The 16,097-nt window shown below is 62.6% G+C and carries 11 protein-coding genes; 1 reads left to right on the forward strand and 10 read right to left on the reverse strand.

Annotated features, from left to right (window positions below; translation table 11 throughout):
• Positions 1 to 57 precede the first annotated feature (57 nt).
• From guaA to ABHM97_RS20515, 10 genes are all read right to left on the reverse strand, one after another.
• Positions 58 to 1,647, reverse strand: a complete 1,590-nt coding sequence (gene guaA, locus ABHM97_RS20470) for a glutamine-hydrolyzing GMP synthase (RefSeq protein ID WP_257371218.1) — start codon at positions 1,645 to 1,647, stop codon at positions 58 to 60.
• 109 nt (positions 1,648 to 1,756) lie between these two features.
• The gene (locus ABHM97_RS20475; RefSeq protein ID WP_235517034.1) at positions 1,757 to 2,257 is read right to left on the reverse strand and encodes a DUF3817 domain-containing protein; all 501 of its coding nucleotides are present in this window, start codon (positions 2,255 to 2,257) and stop codon (positions 1,757 to 1,759) included.
• The gene (locus ABHM97_RS20480; protein WP_349472045.1) at positions 2,254 to 3,129 is read right to left on the reverse strand and encodes an SURF1 family protein; all 876 of its coding nucleotides are present in this window, start codon (positions 3,127 to 3,129) and stop codon (positions 2,254 to 2,256) included. Before ABHM97_RS20480 ends, ABHM97_RS20475 begins: the two co-directional genes overlap by 4 nt.
• A gap of 60 nt (positions 3,130 to 3,189) precedes the next feature.
• Entirely contained in the window at positions 3,190 to 3,678 is a 489-nt protein-coding gene (locus tag ABHM97_RS20485; protein ID WP_211711216.1) for a PTS sugar transporter subunit IIA, read from the reverse strand.
• 48 nt (positions 3,679 to 3,726) lie between these two features.
• Positions 3,727 to 5,481, reverse strand: a complete 1,755-nt coding sequence (locus ABHM97_RS20490; RefSeq protein ID WP_235517036.1) for a glycerol-3-phosphate dehydrogenase/oxidase — start codon at positions 5,479 to 5,481, stop codon at positions 3,727 to 3,729.
• Between the two features lie 131 nt (positions 5,482 to 5,612).
• Positions 5,613 to 6,749, reverse strand: a complete 1,137-nt coding sequence (locus ABHM97_RS20495; RefSeq protein WP_349472046.1) for a GuaB3 family IMP dehydrogenase-related protein — start codon at positions 6,747 to 6,749, stop codon at positions 5,613 to 5,615.
• Positions 6,750 to 6,820: 71 nt separating this feature from the next.
• Positions 6,821 to 8,713, reverse strand: a complete 1,893-nt coding sequence (locus ABHM97_RS20500) for an ABC transporter ATP-binding protein (protein ID WP_349472047.1) — start codon at positions 8,711 to 8,713, stop codon at positions 6,821 to 6,823.
• 93 nt (positions 8,714 to 8,806) lie between these two features.
• Positions 8,807 to 10,318 (reverse strand): IMP dehydrogenase, encoded by a 1,512-nt coding sequence (gene guaB, locus ABHM97_RS20505; protein ID WP_235517040.1) that lies wholly within the window; start codon positions 10,316 to 10,318, stop codon positions 8,807 to 8,809.
• Between the two features lie 242 nt (positions 10,319 to 10,560).
• Entirely contained in the window at positions 10,561 to 12,642 is a 2,082-nt protein-coding gene (locus ABHM97_RS20510) for an acyltransferase family protein (RefSeq protein WP_349472048.1), read from the reverse strand.
• On the reverse strand, positions 12,639 to 14,738 hold the full coding sequence (locus tag ABHM97_RS20515; protein WP_235517051.1) for an acyltransferase family protein: 2,100 nt from the start codon (positions 14,736 to 14,738) through the stop codon (positions 12,639 to 12,641). Before ABHM97_RS20515 ends, ABHM97_RS20510 begins: the two co-directional genes overlap by 4 nt.
• Before the next feature lie 186 nt (positions 14,739 to 14,924).
• On the opposite strand from ABHM97_RS20515, the gene ABHM97_RS20520 reads away from it, so the two are divergent.
• Positions 14,925 to 15,902 carry a DUF389 domain-containing protein gene (locus tag ABHM97_RS20520; protein ID WP_349472049.1) on the forward strand — a complete coding sequence of 326 codons (978 nt, stop codon included), beginning with the start codon at positions 14,925 to 14,927 and terminating at the stop codon, positions 15,900 to 15,902.
• Positions 15,903 to 16,097 lie beyond the last annotated feature (195 nt).

The raw sequence follows: 16,097 nt of genomic DNA on the forward strand, positions 1-16,097 counted from the left end.
CGCCCCCGGTTGGAGCACAATGGCCGGCCTCCCAAGGGAGGCCGGCCATTCAGAATGCTATTCCCACTCGATGGTTCCCGGTGGCTTGCTGGTGACGTCCAGCACCACGCGGTTCACGCCATCCACCTCATTGGTGATGCGGTTGGAGATGCGGGCCAGGAGGTCATAAGGCAACCTGGACCAGTCAGCCGTCATGGCGTCCTCGGAGGACACCGGACGGAGCACGATCGGGTGCCCGTAGGTGCGGCCGTCGCCCTGTACGCCAACGCTTCGGACGTCTGCGAGCAGGACAACCGGCATCTGCCAGACGTCGTTGTCCAAACCGGCGGCCGTCAGCTCCGCACGGGCAATGGCGTCAGCCTTGCGCAGCAGGTCCAGGCGCTCTTTGTTCACTTCGCCAACGATGCGGATACCCAGGCCGGGGCCGGGGAACGGCTGGCGGCCAACGATTTCCTGCGGCAGGCCAAGCTGGGCGCCAACGGCACGGACTTCGTCTTTGAACAGGGCGCGCAGCGGCTCGACAAGCTCGAACTGCAGGTCCTCGGGAAGCCCACCCACGTTGTGGTGGCTCTTGATGTTCGCAGCGCCTTCGCCGCCGCCGGATTCGACGACGTCGGGGTACAAGGTGCCCTGGACCAGGAACTTGATCTTCTCGCCGTCGGCTGCGGCCTGGGCGATGATGGCCCGTTCCGCTTCCTCGAAGGCGCGAATAAACTCACGGCCGATGATCTTGCGCTTGGTTTCGGGATCGCTCACGCCCGCAAGAGCCGAGAGGAAGCGTTCCTGCTCATTGGCAACGTACAGGTTGACACCCGTAGCGGCAACGAAGTCCCGTTCCACCTGCTCGGCTTCGCCTTCACGCAGGAGGCCGTGGTCCACGAAGACACAGGTCAGCTGGTCGCCGACTGCACGCTGGACCAATGCAGCTGCGACGGCGGAGTCAACGCCACCGGAGAGACCGCAAATGACCTTGGAATCGCCGATCTGCTCGCGGATACGATCCACTTGCTCTTCGAGGATGTTCCCGGTTGTCCAGTTCGGCGTAAGGCCCGCGCCCTTGAAGAGGAAGTTTTCCAGGACGTGCTGGCCCAGGACCGAGTGCTTCACTTCGGGGTGCCACTGCACACCGTAAAGGCGCTTCTCGTCGTTGGCGAAGGCCGCTACCGGGGCACCGGCCGTAGTAGCCAGAACCTCGAAGCCCTCGGGAGCTTCGTGAACGGAGTCACCGTGGCTCATCCAGGTGTTCTGCGACGCCGGTACGCCATCAAGGATGGAGCGTGCGTCACCCACGAGGAGCGCTTCGGTTGCACCGTATTCCCGCAAACCGGTCTGGGCCACTTTGCCACCCAAGGCATTTGCCATGGCCTGGAATCCGTAGCAGATGCCGAAAACCGGAACGCCGGCCTCGAAGAGGTCCGGGCCCACGAACGGCGCGCCCTCGGCGTAGACGCTGGAGGGTCCGCCGGAAAGAATGATGGCTGCCGGGTTCTTGGCCAGAAGCTGCTCGGTGGTGAAGGTATGCGGAACGATTTCCGAATACACATTCGCTTCACGGACGCGGCGGGCAATCAGCTGCGCGTACTGGGCACCGTAGTCAACAACCAGCACCGGCTTCTGGGAAGTCTGGGGTGCGGTGGGAGTAGTCACCCACCAAGACTACTTTGCCGGACCGCCCCGGTGCACGTTGACGATGGCGCAGAAGGGCCAAAACCGGGCCGGTCGTTAGGCATCTCACACCTGCGGTGCCCAGCGGTGCCTAGTAGCGCTTGGAGGCCTGGGGGTTCGCGGCCAACTCGGCCTCAACCTCTGCGTGGAATTTCTTCTCAACAAAGAACGACAGCAACGGAATGACGCCACCGAGTGCCAGCAGGACCATCTTGGAGAACGGCCACCGCATCAGGGACCACAGCCGGAAGTTCGAGACCAGATAGACCACGTACATCCAGCCATGGACGATCAGCACCGTCGTGGAGATGTTGAAGCCGCCAAGGACTCCCTTCGGCTCGGACTCGGCGAAACCGAAACCGAACGGCTGTCCGGTGACCGCATCTGTACCGCCCGCGTAGAGCGAAACACCGAAGGCGTAGCGGGCAATCAACTCCGCACACAGCAGCAGAAGCATCGCACCCGTGAGGTAAGCCATCACCTTGTAGAACTTCAACGCAGAACGGATCTGGGCTTCCGTTCCGCCGAACCGCCGCTTCTTGGGCTTGTTTCCGGATTGCTCGGGCTGGATGGCCGGTTTGGGCTCAATCATTGCTGCACCTTTTGTTGTTGCTCTGGGCTTGTCGGATCTGTGCTGGTGGGCTCTACAGCGCCGTTTTCGCTGACTGTGCCGTTTTCGGCGTCGAACTCGTCGTCCTCGTCCTCTTCCAGGTCCCGGCGGTAGTCGTCCTTGACCAACCGCCACCAGATGAAGATCGAGAAGCCGGCAAAGACTACCCACTCCACCGCGTAGAAGAGGTTCAGCCAGTTGACCTGCTCGGCAGGCGGCTGCGCGGGGATATTGAGGGGCTTCATGGTGTCGGAGGCCGGCACCGCTACCCCACCGGCCATCTCCGACGTCGCGGCGACGAAGCCGGGATAGCTGGAGACTTGCCAGTCGTTGATGAGTTCCGCGGTGGACACCGCCGACGCGCGTCCTGGACCGGCGTCGACGTTCGGTACGGGGGCTTCAGACGGGATGAGGCGACCGGTCAAGGTGATAGTGCCCGACGGCGGCGGCCCGGCTTGGGAGGCGTCGGCGACCCAGCCGCGGGCTACCGGAATCCAGGTCCGGGGCGAGGCGGCAACGCCGCTGAGCTTTGGGGCGTCATTGACCGCGAAGGCGGAGACGATCCAGTAACCCTTTTGGTTGTTGTACAGGCGGCCCTCCACAAGGACCTGCTTGTCGGGGTCATAGCTTCCGGTTGCGCTGACCATCTGGTCGGAGACGGATCCATGGAAGAACTCGCCCGGTTTGAGGACGTCCACAAGGGGTTTTACTTCCTCGATGCTGGACGGCGCGGGAGGCTCGTGCTGCGTGGACCGGCTGAGCTGCCATTGACTGAGCAGCACAAACACCCCGGACAGCACAAGCGCAAAGACCAGTCCTGCGATCCAGCGGGGTTTCAACGCGGTTTTTAACACCCCTTAACCGTACTTCGTCCAGCTGTAGAACAACGAAACGGGTGTTCAGTGAACGGGACTTCAGTGGTCGAAGAACACCAAGCTGGAGTTGATGAGCTCTGAGATGACTTCGGGATCGTGCGCCCGGCGGAGTGATTCCCGGAAGGATTCCTTCGACAGGGACCGGGCGAGGGTTGCCAGCACCTCAAGGTGGTCCGAGAAGGAGCTTGCCGGGGTGGCGATGAGGAGGATCAGGGTTGCGGGCCCATCGGTTGCGCCGAAATCCAGGGCGTGGCCGAATTTGGTCACGCCCACCGCGATGGAGATCCTGTCCACGTACTCGCTGCGGGCGTGCGGAAGACCTATTCCCCCGGGAAGCCCCGTCGCCAGCTGGTGTTCACGTGAATGTACCTGCTCCAGGAAGCCCTCAAGATTGGTGATCCGGCCAGCCGCGTGGAGCTTCGTGGCCAGTTGGGCCGCAGCATCGATCTTGTCCTGGGCGACGAGTTCGAGGATGACAGTGTCCGGGGTTGTCAGTTCCGCGTCATACCGGTCAAGTGGTTCAGCCAAGTCGTGTTCCCTCCAGTGTGGCCCTGGGACCGCATTTCCCTGAACTGGTCAGCGAAGGGGAACGATGTCATCCACCCCCATGCGTGCGGCATCGGCCGATTCGTCATCGGGTTGCTGCTGACTAAGTCGTTCAGCTTCCACCCGCGCCAGGTAGTGCTTGATCTCGCTTTCGCGCTGGGTCTCGCTCCAGCCAAGGATTTCTCCCATCAGCTTAGCTACTACGGGCGCAGCAGACACACCCCGGTCCCAGGCTTCGATGGAAATACGGGTGCGGCGGGTCAAAACGTCATCAACGTGACGGGCGCCTTCGTGGGTTGTTGCATATACGACTTCTGCGGCGAGGTAGTCGTCTGCACCGGGAAGAGGTTCTGCCAGTTCCGGTCGGTTGGAGATGATGTCCAGGACTTCCGGAGTCATTGAGCCGAAACGGTTGAGCAGGTGCTCGACGCGGGCAACGTGGACACCGGCCTGCTCGGCGGACCTGCCACGCCGGTTCCACGCGGCCTTGAATCCTTCGGCGCCGAGCAGCGGGATGGTTTCAGTGCAGCTGGAGGGAACACGCTCGTCCATGGCCCTGGTGGCCTCGTCCACTGCATCCTTGGCCATGATCCGGTAGGTGGTGTACTTTCCACCGGCCACTACTACCAAGCCCGGCACGGGATGCGCCACAACGTGTTCGCGGGACAACTTGGCCGTGGAATCGTTGTCGCCGGCCAGGAGCGGACGGAGCCCTGCGTAGACTCCCTCCACGTCTTCCCGTGTCAATGGACGCTTCAGGACCTTGTTGACGTGGTCCAGCACGTAGTCAATGTCCTTGCTGGAAGCCGCCGGGTGCGCCTTGTCCAGCTTCCAGTCGGTATCCGTGGTCCCAATGATCCAGTGCCGTCCCCAGGGAATGACGAACAGCACTGACTTTTCCGTACGCAGGATCAACCCCACGGTGGACTGGAAACGGTCGCGGGGCACAACGAGGTGTATGCCCTTGGAAGCCCTGACTTTGAGCTGCCCACGATCTGTGACCATTGCCTGGGTTTCATCCGTCCAGACGCCGGTGGCGTTGACTACCTGCTTGGCCCTGACCTCAAAGACACTGCCGTCCTCTTGGTTTTCGACCTTGGCGCCCACCACGCGTTCGCCTTCCCGGAGGAAGTCGACCACCCGGACCCGGTTGGCTGCGTGCGCACCGTAATGGGCGGCAGTCCTGACCAGGTTGACCACCAGCCGGGCGTCATCGACCTGGGCGTCGTAGTAGCGGATGGACCCAACGAAGGCGTCATCCTTGAGACTCGGAGCAGCGCGCAGGGTGCCGCGCCGGAAGAGGTGCTTATGCATGGGCACGCCTCGGCTGTGACCGGATGTCAGGCCCAGGGTGTCATACAGCATAATGCCGGCGCCCACGTAGGGGCGCTCCCAGAAGCGGCGGGTGAGCGGATACAGGAAAGGAACGGGGCGGACCAGGTGGGGCGCGATCTGCTGGATCAGCAGCCCGCGTTCCTGCAGTGCTTCCTGGACCAGCCCGAAATCGAGCATCTCCAAATAGCGGAGTCCACCGTGGATGAGCTTGGACGAGCGGGACGAAGTTCCTGAGGCCCAGTCCCTGGCTTCGACGATCCCTACTGTCAGGCCGCGGGTCACGGCATCCAAGGCTGCGCCGGCTCCCACCACACCGCCGCCCACGATCAGGATGTCGAGCTCCTTGCCGGCTTCGGCCGTGGCTTTCAGGACTTCGATCGACGCGGCGCGGGATTCCGGGCTCAAAGCTCCCTGCGAATTCCCCTGCGGACCGCCTGCGATATTGCTCATCGGACCCCTCCTCAAACGCAACAGCTGGTAGTTCCCTACCCTACTTGCTGGGTGCTTCCTTGGGCAGGGCACCGGAACGCAAAAACCCCGGCTTCCGGATGTTATCCGGAAGCCGGGGCTTCAAAGCAGAATCAGTTGCCCGAGTACGGTGACACGACGACGTCAACGCGCTGGAACTCCTTGAGGTCCGAGTACCCGGTGGTGGCCATGGAGCGCCTCAGCGCACCAATCAGGTTGGACGTGCCGTCCGTGTGGTGACCTGGTCCGAAAAGTACCTCTTCCAACGGACCGACCGTACCGACGTTGACGCGGTCTCCACGGGGTGTTTCGAGGTGGTGTGCTTCCGGGCCCCAGTGCCAGCCGCGGCCGGGTGCTTCCTCGGCGCGGGCCAAAGCGCTGCCGAGCATGACGGCGTCGGCTCCCATGGCGATGGCTTTGACAATGTCGCCCGAGCTGCCCATGCCGCCGTCGGCAATGACGTGGACGTAACGGCCGCCGGACTCGTCCATGTAATCGCGGCGGGCGGCCGCGACGTCGGAAATTGCCGAAGCCATGGGCGAGTGGATCCCCAGGGCCCGGCGGGTGGTGGTTGTTGCGCCGCCGCCGAAGCCAACCAGCACACCGGCAGCCCCCGTGCGCATGAGGTGCAGGGCTGGCGTGTAGCCGGCGGCTCCGCCCACGATCACGGGTACATCGAGCTCGTAGATGAACTGCTTGAGGTTCAACGGCTCGTGGTTCTTGGAGACGTGTTCCGCCGAAACGGTGGTACCGCGGATGACGAAGATGTCGACGCCGGCCGCCACCACGGTCTTGTAGTGTTCCTGGGTCCGCTGCGGTGTCAGGGAGCCAGCCACAGTAACGCCAGCGGCGCGGATCTCGGCGAGGCGGGAGCTGATGAGTTCGGGCTGGATGGGCGCTTTGTACAGGTCCTGCATGCGCCGCGTGACGGCCGGGCTGCTGGTCTCGTCCGCCAGTCCTGCGATCTCGTCGAGGACCTTCTGCGGGTCCTCATAGCGCGTCCAAAGGCCCTCAAGGTCAAGGACGCCAAGACCACCGAGACGGCCAAAAGCGATGGCGGTATCGGGGGACATCACGGAGTCCATGGGGGCTGCGATGACCGGAGTCTCAAACTTGTAGGCATCGATCTGCCAGGAAACAGAGACGTCCTTCGGATCACGTGTCCGGCGGTTCGGAACGATCGCAATGTCATCCAGGGAGTAGGCACGACGCCCACGCTTGCCACGGCCAATCTCAATCTCATAAGTCACTGCTCGAGTTTATCCCACCAACTCCACGCCACCGGCCCGGCCCCGCCACGCGGCGCCACGAGACACCGTGACTAAGGAACGTTCCGACTGGTTTCGTCCACGGACAGCTGGGATTCGAACATCCGGAAATACCGGCCACGCAACGCAACAAGCTCCTTATGCGTCCCCTGCTCGGCGATCCGGCCGTCTTCGAGCATGTACACGATGTCCGCCTTTTCGATGGTGGCCAAGCGGTGGCTGATGGCAATGATGGTGCTGCTGCGGTCGGCGAAGAGGCGGGTGAAGATGCGGTGCTCGGCCAGCGCATCAATGGCGGATGTGGGTTCGTCCATGACCATGAACGAAGCGTCGCGGTAGAAGTTGCGCGCCATGGCCAGCCGCTGCCACTGGCCTCCGGATAGTCCGCTTCCCTTCCGGCCCCGGGGGTCTTCCATCCAGTTGCTGACGTGGTTCTCCAGGCCGTTGGGAAGCTTGTTGATGAATTCCATGGCCTCGGCGTCGGAGGCGGCACGCCGGACGCGGGCATCATCGCGTGGCGCATCGACATCGCCCAGGTAGATGTTGTCGGCCGCCGTGGCGAACTCGTACTTGAGGAACTCCTGGCTCAGGACCGCGAGGTGCCTATGCCAGCTGGTGACATCAATCCCGGCCAGGTCCACGCCGTCGAGCAGGACCTGGCCCGAATCAGGCCGGTACAGTCCGGCCAGGATGCGGATCAAGGTGGACTTTCCTGCACCGTTTTCACCGACAATGGCAATATGCTGGCCCGCTGTGATGGTCATCGAAATGCCTTTGATGACTTCGATGTCACTGCCGGTGTAGCTGAAACGGATGTCCCTCAGTTCCACTGTCGAGGGAGATACGGCCAGGGGCTTCTCCTTGCCACTTGGAACCGGCAGCGCCATGAAGAGCTCATAGTCCTTGAGGTTGGCCAGGTCCTCATCAATGGAACTCAGCGAGGACACGAGGTTGTTGGCTGTGGACAGGGCACGGCTGACGATCTGCTGGACGTAGAGGAACTGACCTACCGGCTGCGCCCTGGCGATGATCTGACCCACCACCCAGATCAGCGACACGACCTCGGCACCGTACTGCAGGGAGTCTGCTGCCAGTTGCTTGGGGATATAGCGCTTTTGGAAATCCAGGCGCCTTTTCTCGTCCGCGTCCCGCAACCGGGAGCGCAGGTCCATCAGGTACCCCACGATTCCATAGAGCCGCATTTCCGCAATGTGCTGCGGCCGGAGCAGGTTTTGCTCGATCATCCGCCGTTGCCGGCGCGAATCCACCTGGGTGTTCCAGTGCGCGATCTGCTCACGGGAGAGCTTGAACTGCAAATAGACGCTGGGCACAATCGCCACCAGCACGATCACTGCGATCCACCAACTGACAAGCAGCAACGCACCGATAGCGAGAATCACGGACACCAGCTGCGTAAAGATGGCAGCGATACGGTCCAGTACCCTGGCATACGAATCGGAAAACCGCTTGGCGCGATCGTAGAGGTCCACCGTCTCTTTGTCGTCATAGCGCCAGAAATCCAGGGCCAGGAAACGTTCGTACATCATGTCGCCCACGATCGCGCCAACCCGGAAGCTCATCAATTGCTGGATGTACCGGTCAACGCTGCTGAACGCACCCCAAAACAACCCCAGGGCCGCGGTGACGACGACGTAGAGGACTGCCCGCGGACCGGCGTCGGGATCCCCCGCGTAACCGGCCGCCAGGGCCGTGGTGGTCACCGCGGCAAAGTAGGTGGTGACCAGCGGCAACGTGGCCGAGATCAGTGAACCTAGAACCTTCATGACCACCGCTGCAGGGGAGGCCTTGAAGCTCACCTTGAGGACCTGCCCGACGGCGCGCGCGTACGGACGCAGCGCCAGCTTGCGGGGCGGTGCCTTGCCAGGTTGAAGTGGGTTCAGCCGGACCGACTCCGGGTGCCGCGGTTCCGCGGGCTTTTCAGACATATGCCCAGCCTATGCTTCCGGACCGACATTTCAGCCGCCCCGGCTTAAACAGCTGGTCCCCATGGATTACTCCACGGGGACCAGCAGATCAGATCAGCGGGAGCCGTAGTTCGGCGCCTCGACAGTCATCTGGATGTCGTGCGGGTGTGATTCCTTAAGACCCGCCGGCGTGATCCGGACGAACTTACCGCGTGCCTTGAGCTCGGGAATGGTGGGAGCGCCGGTGTAGAACATGGTCTGGCGGAGGCCACCGACCAGCTGGTAAGCCACCGAAGCCAGCGGACCGCGGAAAGCCACACGGCCTTCGATGCCCTCAGGGATGAGCTTGTCATCACCGGAGACGTCTGCCTGGAAGTAGCGGTCCTTCGAGTAGGACGTGTTCTTGCCGCGGGACTGCATGGCACCCAGCGAACCCATGCCACGGTAGCTCTTGAACTGCTTCCCGTTGACAAAGATGAGGTCACCCGGGGATTCCTCACAACCGGCCAGAAGGGAGCCGAGCATGACGGTGTCCGCACCTGCAACCAGGGCCTTGCCGATGTCACCGGAGTACTGCAATCCGCCGTCGGCGATCAGCGGAACACCTGCCGGAATGGCAGCCTTGGCGGACTCGTAGATGGCGGTGATCTGCGGAACGCCGACACCTGCCACCACGCGAGTGGTGCAGATGGAACCCGGGCCAACGCCGACCTTGATGCCATCGGCACCCGCGTCGATCAGTGCCTGGGCGCCTTCGCGGGTTGCCGCCTGACCGCCGATCACGTCAACGTGCGCAGCAACCGGATCGGACTTAAGCCGCGAAATCATGTCGAGCACGCCCTGGGAGTGACCGTTGGCCGTGTCAACGAACAATGCGTCCACGCCTGCGTCGATGAGCTTCATGGCGCGCTCCCAGCCGTCACCAAAGAAACCAATGGCTGCGCCAACGCGGAGCCGGCCCTCATCGTCCTTGGTGGCCAGCGGGTACTGCTCGGCTTTGGTGAAGTCCTTGGTAGTGATGAGGCCCTTGAGGCGGCCTTGCTCGTCCACCAGCGGGAGCTTCTCGATCTTGTTGGTGGCCAGCTTGTGCGAAGCTTCCTCGCGGCTGATGCCCACGTGACCGGTGATCAGCGGCATCTTGGTCATGGTGTCGGCGACGCTGCGGAGCGGGAAGTCGGACTCCGGAATGAACCGGGTGTCGCGGTTGGTGACGATACCCAGGAGCCTGCCATCGGTGTCAACAACGGGCAGGCCGGATACGCGGTAACGGGAGCAAAGCTCGTCCAGTTCCTGCAGGGTGGCTGACGGGCCAATGGTCAACGGGTTGGTGATCATGCCCGATTCGCTGCGCTTGACGCGGTCCACGTGCTCGGCCTGGTCATCGATGGACAGGTTGCGGTGGACAACACCCAAGCCACCCTGGCGGGCCATGGCAATCGCCATGCGGGACTCGGTGACCGTGTCCATCGCGGCGGAAAGCAGCGGGGTCTGCACGGTGATGCGCTTGGAAATGCGTGACGTGGTGTCTGCCTCGGACGGAATAACATCGGTGTGTCCGGGGAGCAGCAGGACGTCGTCGTACGTCAGGCCAATGAAGCCAAACGGATTGTGTTCGGGCTGGGTCATGAGTGTGCGCCTCTTACCTGGGTTCTTGGGGGCTTAACTGGTAGGGGTTGCAACTGATGACCAGCCCGTCATTACGGGACTGGCCTGTGCATAGGTACCGCATGGCAGAAGGTGCTGCCGGTATTGAATAAATAGTAGAACCTCCGCGGCGATCGCCATATTCCGCGACGCCTGACTGTGAGCAACAGCACTGGCGGCAGGCCGCCGTCGTACGTTGTCCAAGCCGCCGGCCGGTGCCAAAGCTAGCTGTCAGACCAGCCGGTAGCGGCCAGCAACCTTTGCTCGAACATCGGGATCATGGTCTGCACGTACGTCTTGCTGAGGTGGTTGTCATCCTTGTAGACGTACACATTGCCCACGACTGCCGGGCATGTTCCTTGCTCACAAATGAAGTCGCTCATGTCCATCAGGAACAAGCGGTCGACTTTGCCAACGTAGTCGTCCAACGGCGAGGATGCTGCCAAGGATTCCTCCAGCGGAACATTGCAATCGGGCGAATCCTTGCCCTTTTTCTGGACGCACTCCGGCATGTTGAAACTGAATCGCGGGTTATCCCGGACCCCCACCACGTCAATGCCAAGGTCCGTGAACGGTTTGATGCCCTCAAGGTAGCCCGGCACTTCAGTTTCGAACGGCGCGTCCACGTGCGTCAGCGACGCCACCGTGAACACGGCATCAGGCTTGTGCTCCAGGACGTAAGCGGAGCTTGCCCTGTTGAACTCGTTGCAAAAATCGGCCCGCTCCGACGATTGCGCTCCGAACCGGCAGCCGCCCTTAAGGAGCGTCACCACTTCCCAGCCATGCTGTTTGGCGATGGGGCCCAGGGCAGCCATGTACTGCTGGGAATGCGAGTCCCCCAGCACGACAATTCTCTTGGTGACCACCTCGGGCTCCTCGTTCTGGAGGCAGCCCTCAAGCACAGGATCGCTGGGCACGTTGTCCCCGGTGCACTCACCGTCAACGTTCGCCCACTCATCCTTCATGGCCGCAGGAGCAGGGATGACGAGGGCCTCCGCCGACGGCTCACCCGCATAATCCGGGGACAGCGCGGCCGCGCCCGGGGTCAGCTCATGGGGCTGGGAGGCAATTGCCGTTGCCTCTGCAGTTATGGCGCCCTGCCAGGCAGTGACCGGCAACGCCAACAGCGCGCCGCAGGAGACAATCACGACGGCGGCACGCCAGGACCGCACGTCCGGCCACTTCCAGCGCCGCAACGGTTGCTCGACGTACCTGGTAGTGGCCACCGCAAGCACTGCGGCGGCGGCCATAATGCCCATACCTTCCAGGATGTTCGGCGTGGTGGTCCCGGAAGCGAGCAGGAAGAACACCAGGATGGGCCAGTGCCACAGGTACAGGGCGTAGGAAATACCTCCCACAGCGACCAACGGGCGGGAACTGAGGATCCGGTCAACACCCCACCTGCTGCCGCTCTGCCCCGCGACAATGACAGCCGCCGCAGCCAGGGTGGGCCACAGTGCCACGAAGCCCGGGAAGGAACGGTCAACCGTGAGCAGCAGCCCACAGGAGAGCATGGCTGCAATGCCGGCCCAGCCCAGGAAAACCCGGAGTCTCCGCCCCGGTTTCAGGTATGGCAGGGCCAGCGCAAGCAAGGAGCCCAGGGCGAACTCCCACAGCCGGGCGCGGGTGTCGAAGTAGGCGTAGGCCTGGTTGCTGTAGGTCTCCTGGACCGAGAACAGCAGTGACGCTACGAACACCACAGCGAACGCCACGAAAAGGAGTTGTCGATGGCTTACGGCCTTCCGCCCCGGAAACCGTTTGGCAAGATGCGGCTGCAACAGTGCAATGCCGGCGAAGATCAGCGGCCACAGAATGAACACCTGACCCTGCACTGACAGCGACCAAAAGTGCTGGAGCGGGCTGGCATCCACATGCTGCTGGGCGTAGTAGTCCACAGCGAAAGCAGCAAGCTGCCAGTTTTGCCGGTACAGGAGGGAAGCCCACGCTTCAGTGAGGACATCGGGCCAACGGCTCTGCGGGATAAGCGCCCAGGTCCCGGCGAGGATCGCCAGCAACACCACGACGACGGCCGGCAGTAAACGCTTGAAAACGTGCAGCCAGTGCCCCACAAGGCGCAAGGGCCGGTTAGCCTCAACTTTGCGGGTGAAGGACAACGTCAACAGGAACGCCGAGATCAACAGGAAAACGTCTACCCCGCCGGAAACCTTGCCGAGCCAGATATGGTAGGCCGCCACCATGACCACAGCCAAGGCACGCAGGCCCTGGACTTCCGGGCGGAAGCGGCGTTCCGACGTCGTGGTTTCCGGGGTTCCTGACGCAGTCGTGGCGCTCTGGGTTTCCATCATTCCTGCCACCCGGTCGCGGCAAACCACCTCTCGTCGAGCATGTCAGCCATGCTCTTTACATACGTTTTGGTCATGTGGTTGTCGTCCAGGTATACGAAGGTGTTTCCCACGATGGGAGGGCAGTAGGTTCCGTCGCAGATGAGGTCGGTCATGTCCAACACGAAAAGATCCTGGTACTTGCCCATGACGGCGTCGAAGGGACTCTGTGCCGCGAGCACATCCGATTCCAACGGTCGGCAGTCAGGGCTGTCCGGTCCCTTGGAAAGCGTACAATCCGTCAGGCTATAGGTGAACCGGGGGTTGTCGCGCATAGCGATCACCTGGGTACCAACGGCGTTGACTTCGGGGATGAGTTCCTCAAACCCGTGCGTGAGCTGCTCATCCGGTGTTGAGGGAGTCGCCGCGGTCCCCACCATGAAAACGGCGTCCGGTGGGTGGGCCGCAATGTGGCTGCGAACCTCACGGTTGAACTCATTGCACACCGGGTCCGCATCCGGATTATCCGTCATGAAGGGGCAGGCGCCGTAAAGCATGGCGTAAAGCCGCCAATGGTGTTGCTCAGCCAGCACCCCAACAGCCTCCAGCCATTGCTGGGAATGCGAATTGCCAAGAACCAGCACGGTCTTGGTCGCGTCATCGCCCACGTTGTTTTGCTGGCAGTTCTCCAGCAGCAGCGACGATTCCGGTTTGGTCTCGCCGGAGCACGACTCCGTCAGGTGCGCCCAGTCCGAAGGAAGCTGCTCAGCGGTGGGCAGCGTCATCGCGTTTTCGCCCACCTGGTTCACATATCCGGGAAGGAGAGCCTGGGCTCCGGGGTTATCGAAAGCGGCCTGCGCCTGGGCGGCCTTCAAGTCCAGGTCCTGCTTGTACTGGAATCCTAGGAGGGGCGCGCACGCCACGGCCAGGCAGGCAGCGATAGCAATGGCGGAGCGACGGCGGTTCACCTCCGGCCACTTCCATTCCCGGAACGGCTTCTCAACGTACTTGGTGGTGAGGAAGGCCAGGACCAAAGCCAGGGCGATGATCAGTGTTCCGGAGAGCCAGCCCGCATGGTCCTTGCCGCTCCAAGCCAAGGCGATCACCAAAATGGGCCAGTGCCAAAGGTAGAGGGCGTAGGAGTTGTCGCCAAGCCGGACCAGGAAGCGTGAGCTCAGGATCCTGTCAACGCCCAGCCGGCTGCCTGTCTGGCCAGCGGCGATCACCGCGACTGCGGCAAGCGTTGGCCACAAAGCAACGAAACCCGGGAAGGCAGTCTGGACCTGCAGCAGGATCCCGCAACTGAGCATCGCGGCCACTCCGATCCAGCCCATGACGACGCGGACCGGCTTGGCGAAGTTCAGGCCAGGCAAAACCAGCGCGAGCAACGTTCCCAGCGCGAACTCCCACAGTCGGGCAAAGGTATCGAAGTACGCCACAGCCTGGTTATTGGCCGTGAATATGATCGAGTAAGCCAGGGAGACAACGAAGATGATCGCAAAGACATAGGCGAGCGTCGCCCGGTATTTCAGGCTGAAGCGCCGGCACAGGAGCGCTACGGAGGCGAAGATCGCGGGCCACAAAATGAAGACCTGGCCCTGAATGGACAGCGACCAGAAGTGCTGCAGCGGACTCGCCAGGCTATGGTCCGCAGCGTAGTAGTCAACCGCGAGGCCCTGCAGGAGCCAGTTTTCGTAGTAGAACAGCGAGGCCCACCCTTGGTTGACCACCTCGACCCAGCGGGTGGCCGGCAGGAAGACGAAGCTGGCCGCGAGCGTCGCGAGGAGGACCACCACGACGGCGGGGAGCAGTCGGCGGAACAGGTGCAGCCAGTGCCGCAGCAGATCCATCGGCCGGCGTTGTTTATAGCGTCCGGTGAACTGCAGGGTCATGAGGAACGCCGAGATGAGGAGGAAGACATCCACGCCCCCGGAGACCCGCCCGATCCAGACGTGGTAGCTCACCACCATCAAGACAGCGAGCGACCTCAGACCTTGGATTTCAGGGCGGAACTTCGACTTTCCAACGGGTCCCGAAGCCCGCCTGCCGGGTCGGGCAGGGGCTGGGATCGTTGGCGTAGTCACGTTAGGCAGTTCCTCAAAAGCTGTGGCACAAAGCATCCATCATACGCGGTCCGGCCGCGCCAACCCACTTGGGTCCGTCATCCGGGCTGCGTTCCAAGGCCCTCATTAGCTCAGGTTCAGCTATGGATTATCCCAGTCTTGGCTGTGCGTCGCCTGTGCCCGTTGCGCCCCCCGGACCGTCCCGGGAACTACGCTGAAGCCTGAAGCAACGGAGGGAGCACCATGATCGTCCAGCTGCGCCTATGCGTGCCGGCGGAATTGTCTGAGTCGGTTCTGGAATGCTGCCTTGAGCAGAACGGAGCGGCCGAAACGGCGGTACACAAGGGAGCCTCCGTGGAGCCGCCCGGGGACGTCATAACAGTCCAAATCGCACGCGAATCCGCCGAAGAGCTGATACAAAGGCTGCACATTTTGAAGCTTCCGGAACTCGGCTCCATCTCAGTTTCCTCGCCGGATCTGGTCCTGTCCGCACGCGCGGATGAGGCCGAGGCGGACGCCCCAGGGGAATCCGCCGATTCCGTCATCTGGGACGAGGTATCCCGGCAAACCGGGGAGGACTCGAAACTGACATGGAGCTTCCTCGCGTTCCTCATCATTGCCGCTCAGTTGGCGGCGATCGGGATTGTGACCGATTCCACCATCGCCATAGTGGGTGCCATGGTGGTTGGCCCGGAGTTCGGTCCGCTCGCTGCGTTGTCTGTGGGATTGGTGGAACGGAAGTGGCGCCTGGTACGGAGTTCCTGTCTTGCTCTTGGAGTCGGGTTCCCCGTCGCGATGGCCGTGACTGCAGCAGCAGCATGGTTGTCGGTACCGCTGGGTTTGTTTCCCGCCGACGCTTTGGACCAGGGATCCGCGGTGGAGTTCATCTACCACCCTGGGCCGTACTCGCTGATTGTGGCCGCACTCGCCGGCGCTGCGGGGATGCTGTCCATGATCAGCCACAGGTCTTCCGCCCTGGTGGGAGTCTTTATCTCCGTCACGACTGTGCCAGCGGCCGGTTATGTTGCTGTGGCCCTCGTCCTGGGTGAGTACAGCAAGGCTGCGGGATCGGCGATGCAACTGGCCGTGAACCTTGTGGGCATCGTGGCAGCTGCCGCCGCGGTGCTGGTGTTTTACCGCCTCATAGGCAAACGCACACCCTCAAGCCGCCGACCGGCTTCTCCCCCGCGACGGCTCGGTGCCATCCGGCGGCCCGGGTAGCCGGTTCCTTGCGCAAACCCTCGCTCACAACCCACCCCCATCAACCCAACCCTCACTCACAACCCACCCCCATCAGCCCAACCCTCACTCACACCCCACCCCCTTCCCACCAACCCTCACTCACACCCGCTGTCCCCCGGGGGACTGTCGGAATAACGGTGGATCCGGGGTTGGCCTGACACGCCGGGTTTGCCT

Source organism: Paenarthrobacter sp. CAP02, from assembly GCF_040137855.1.
In the GTDB taxonomy this organism is placed as follows: domain Bacteria; phylum Actinomycetota; class Actinomycetes; order Actinomycetales; family Micrococcaceae; genus Arthrobacter.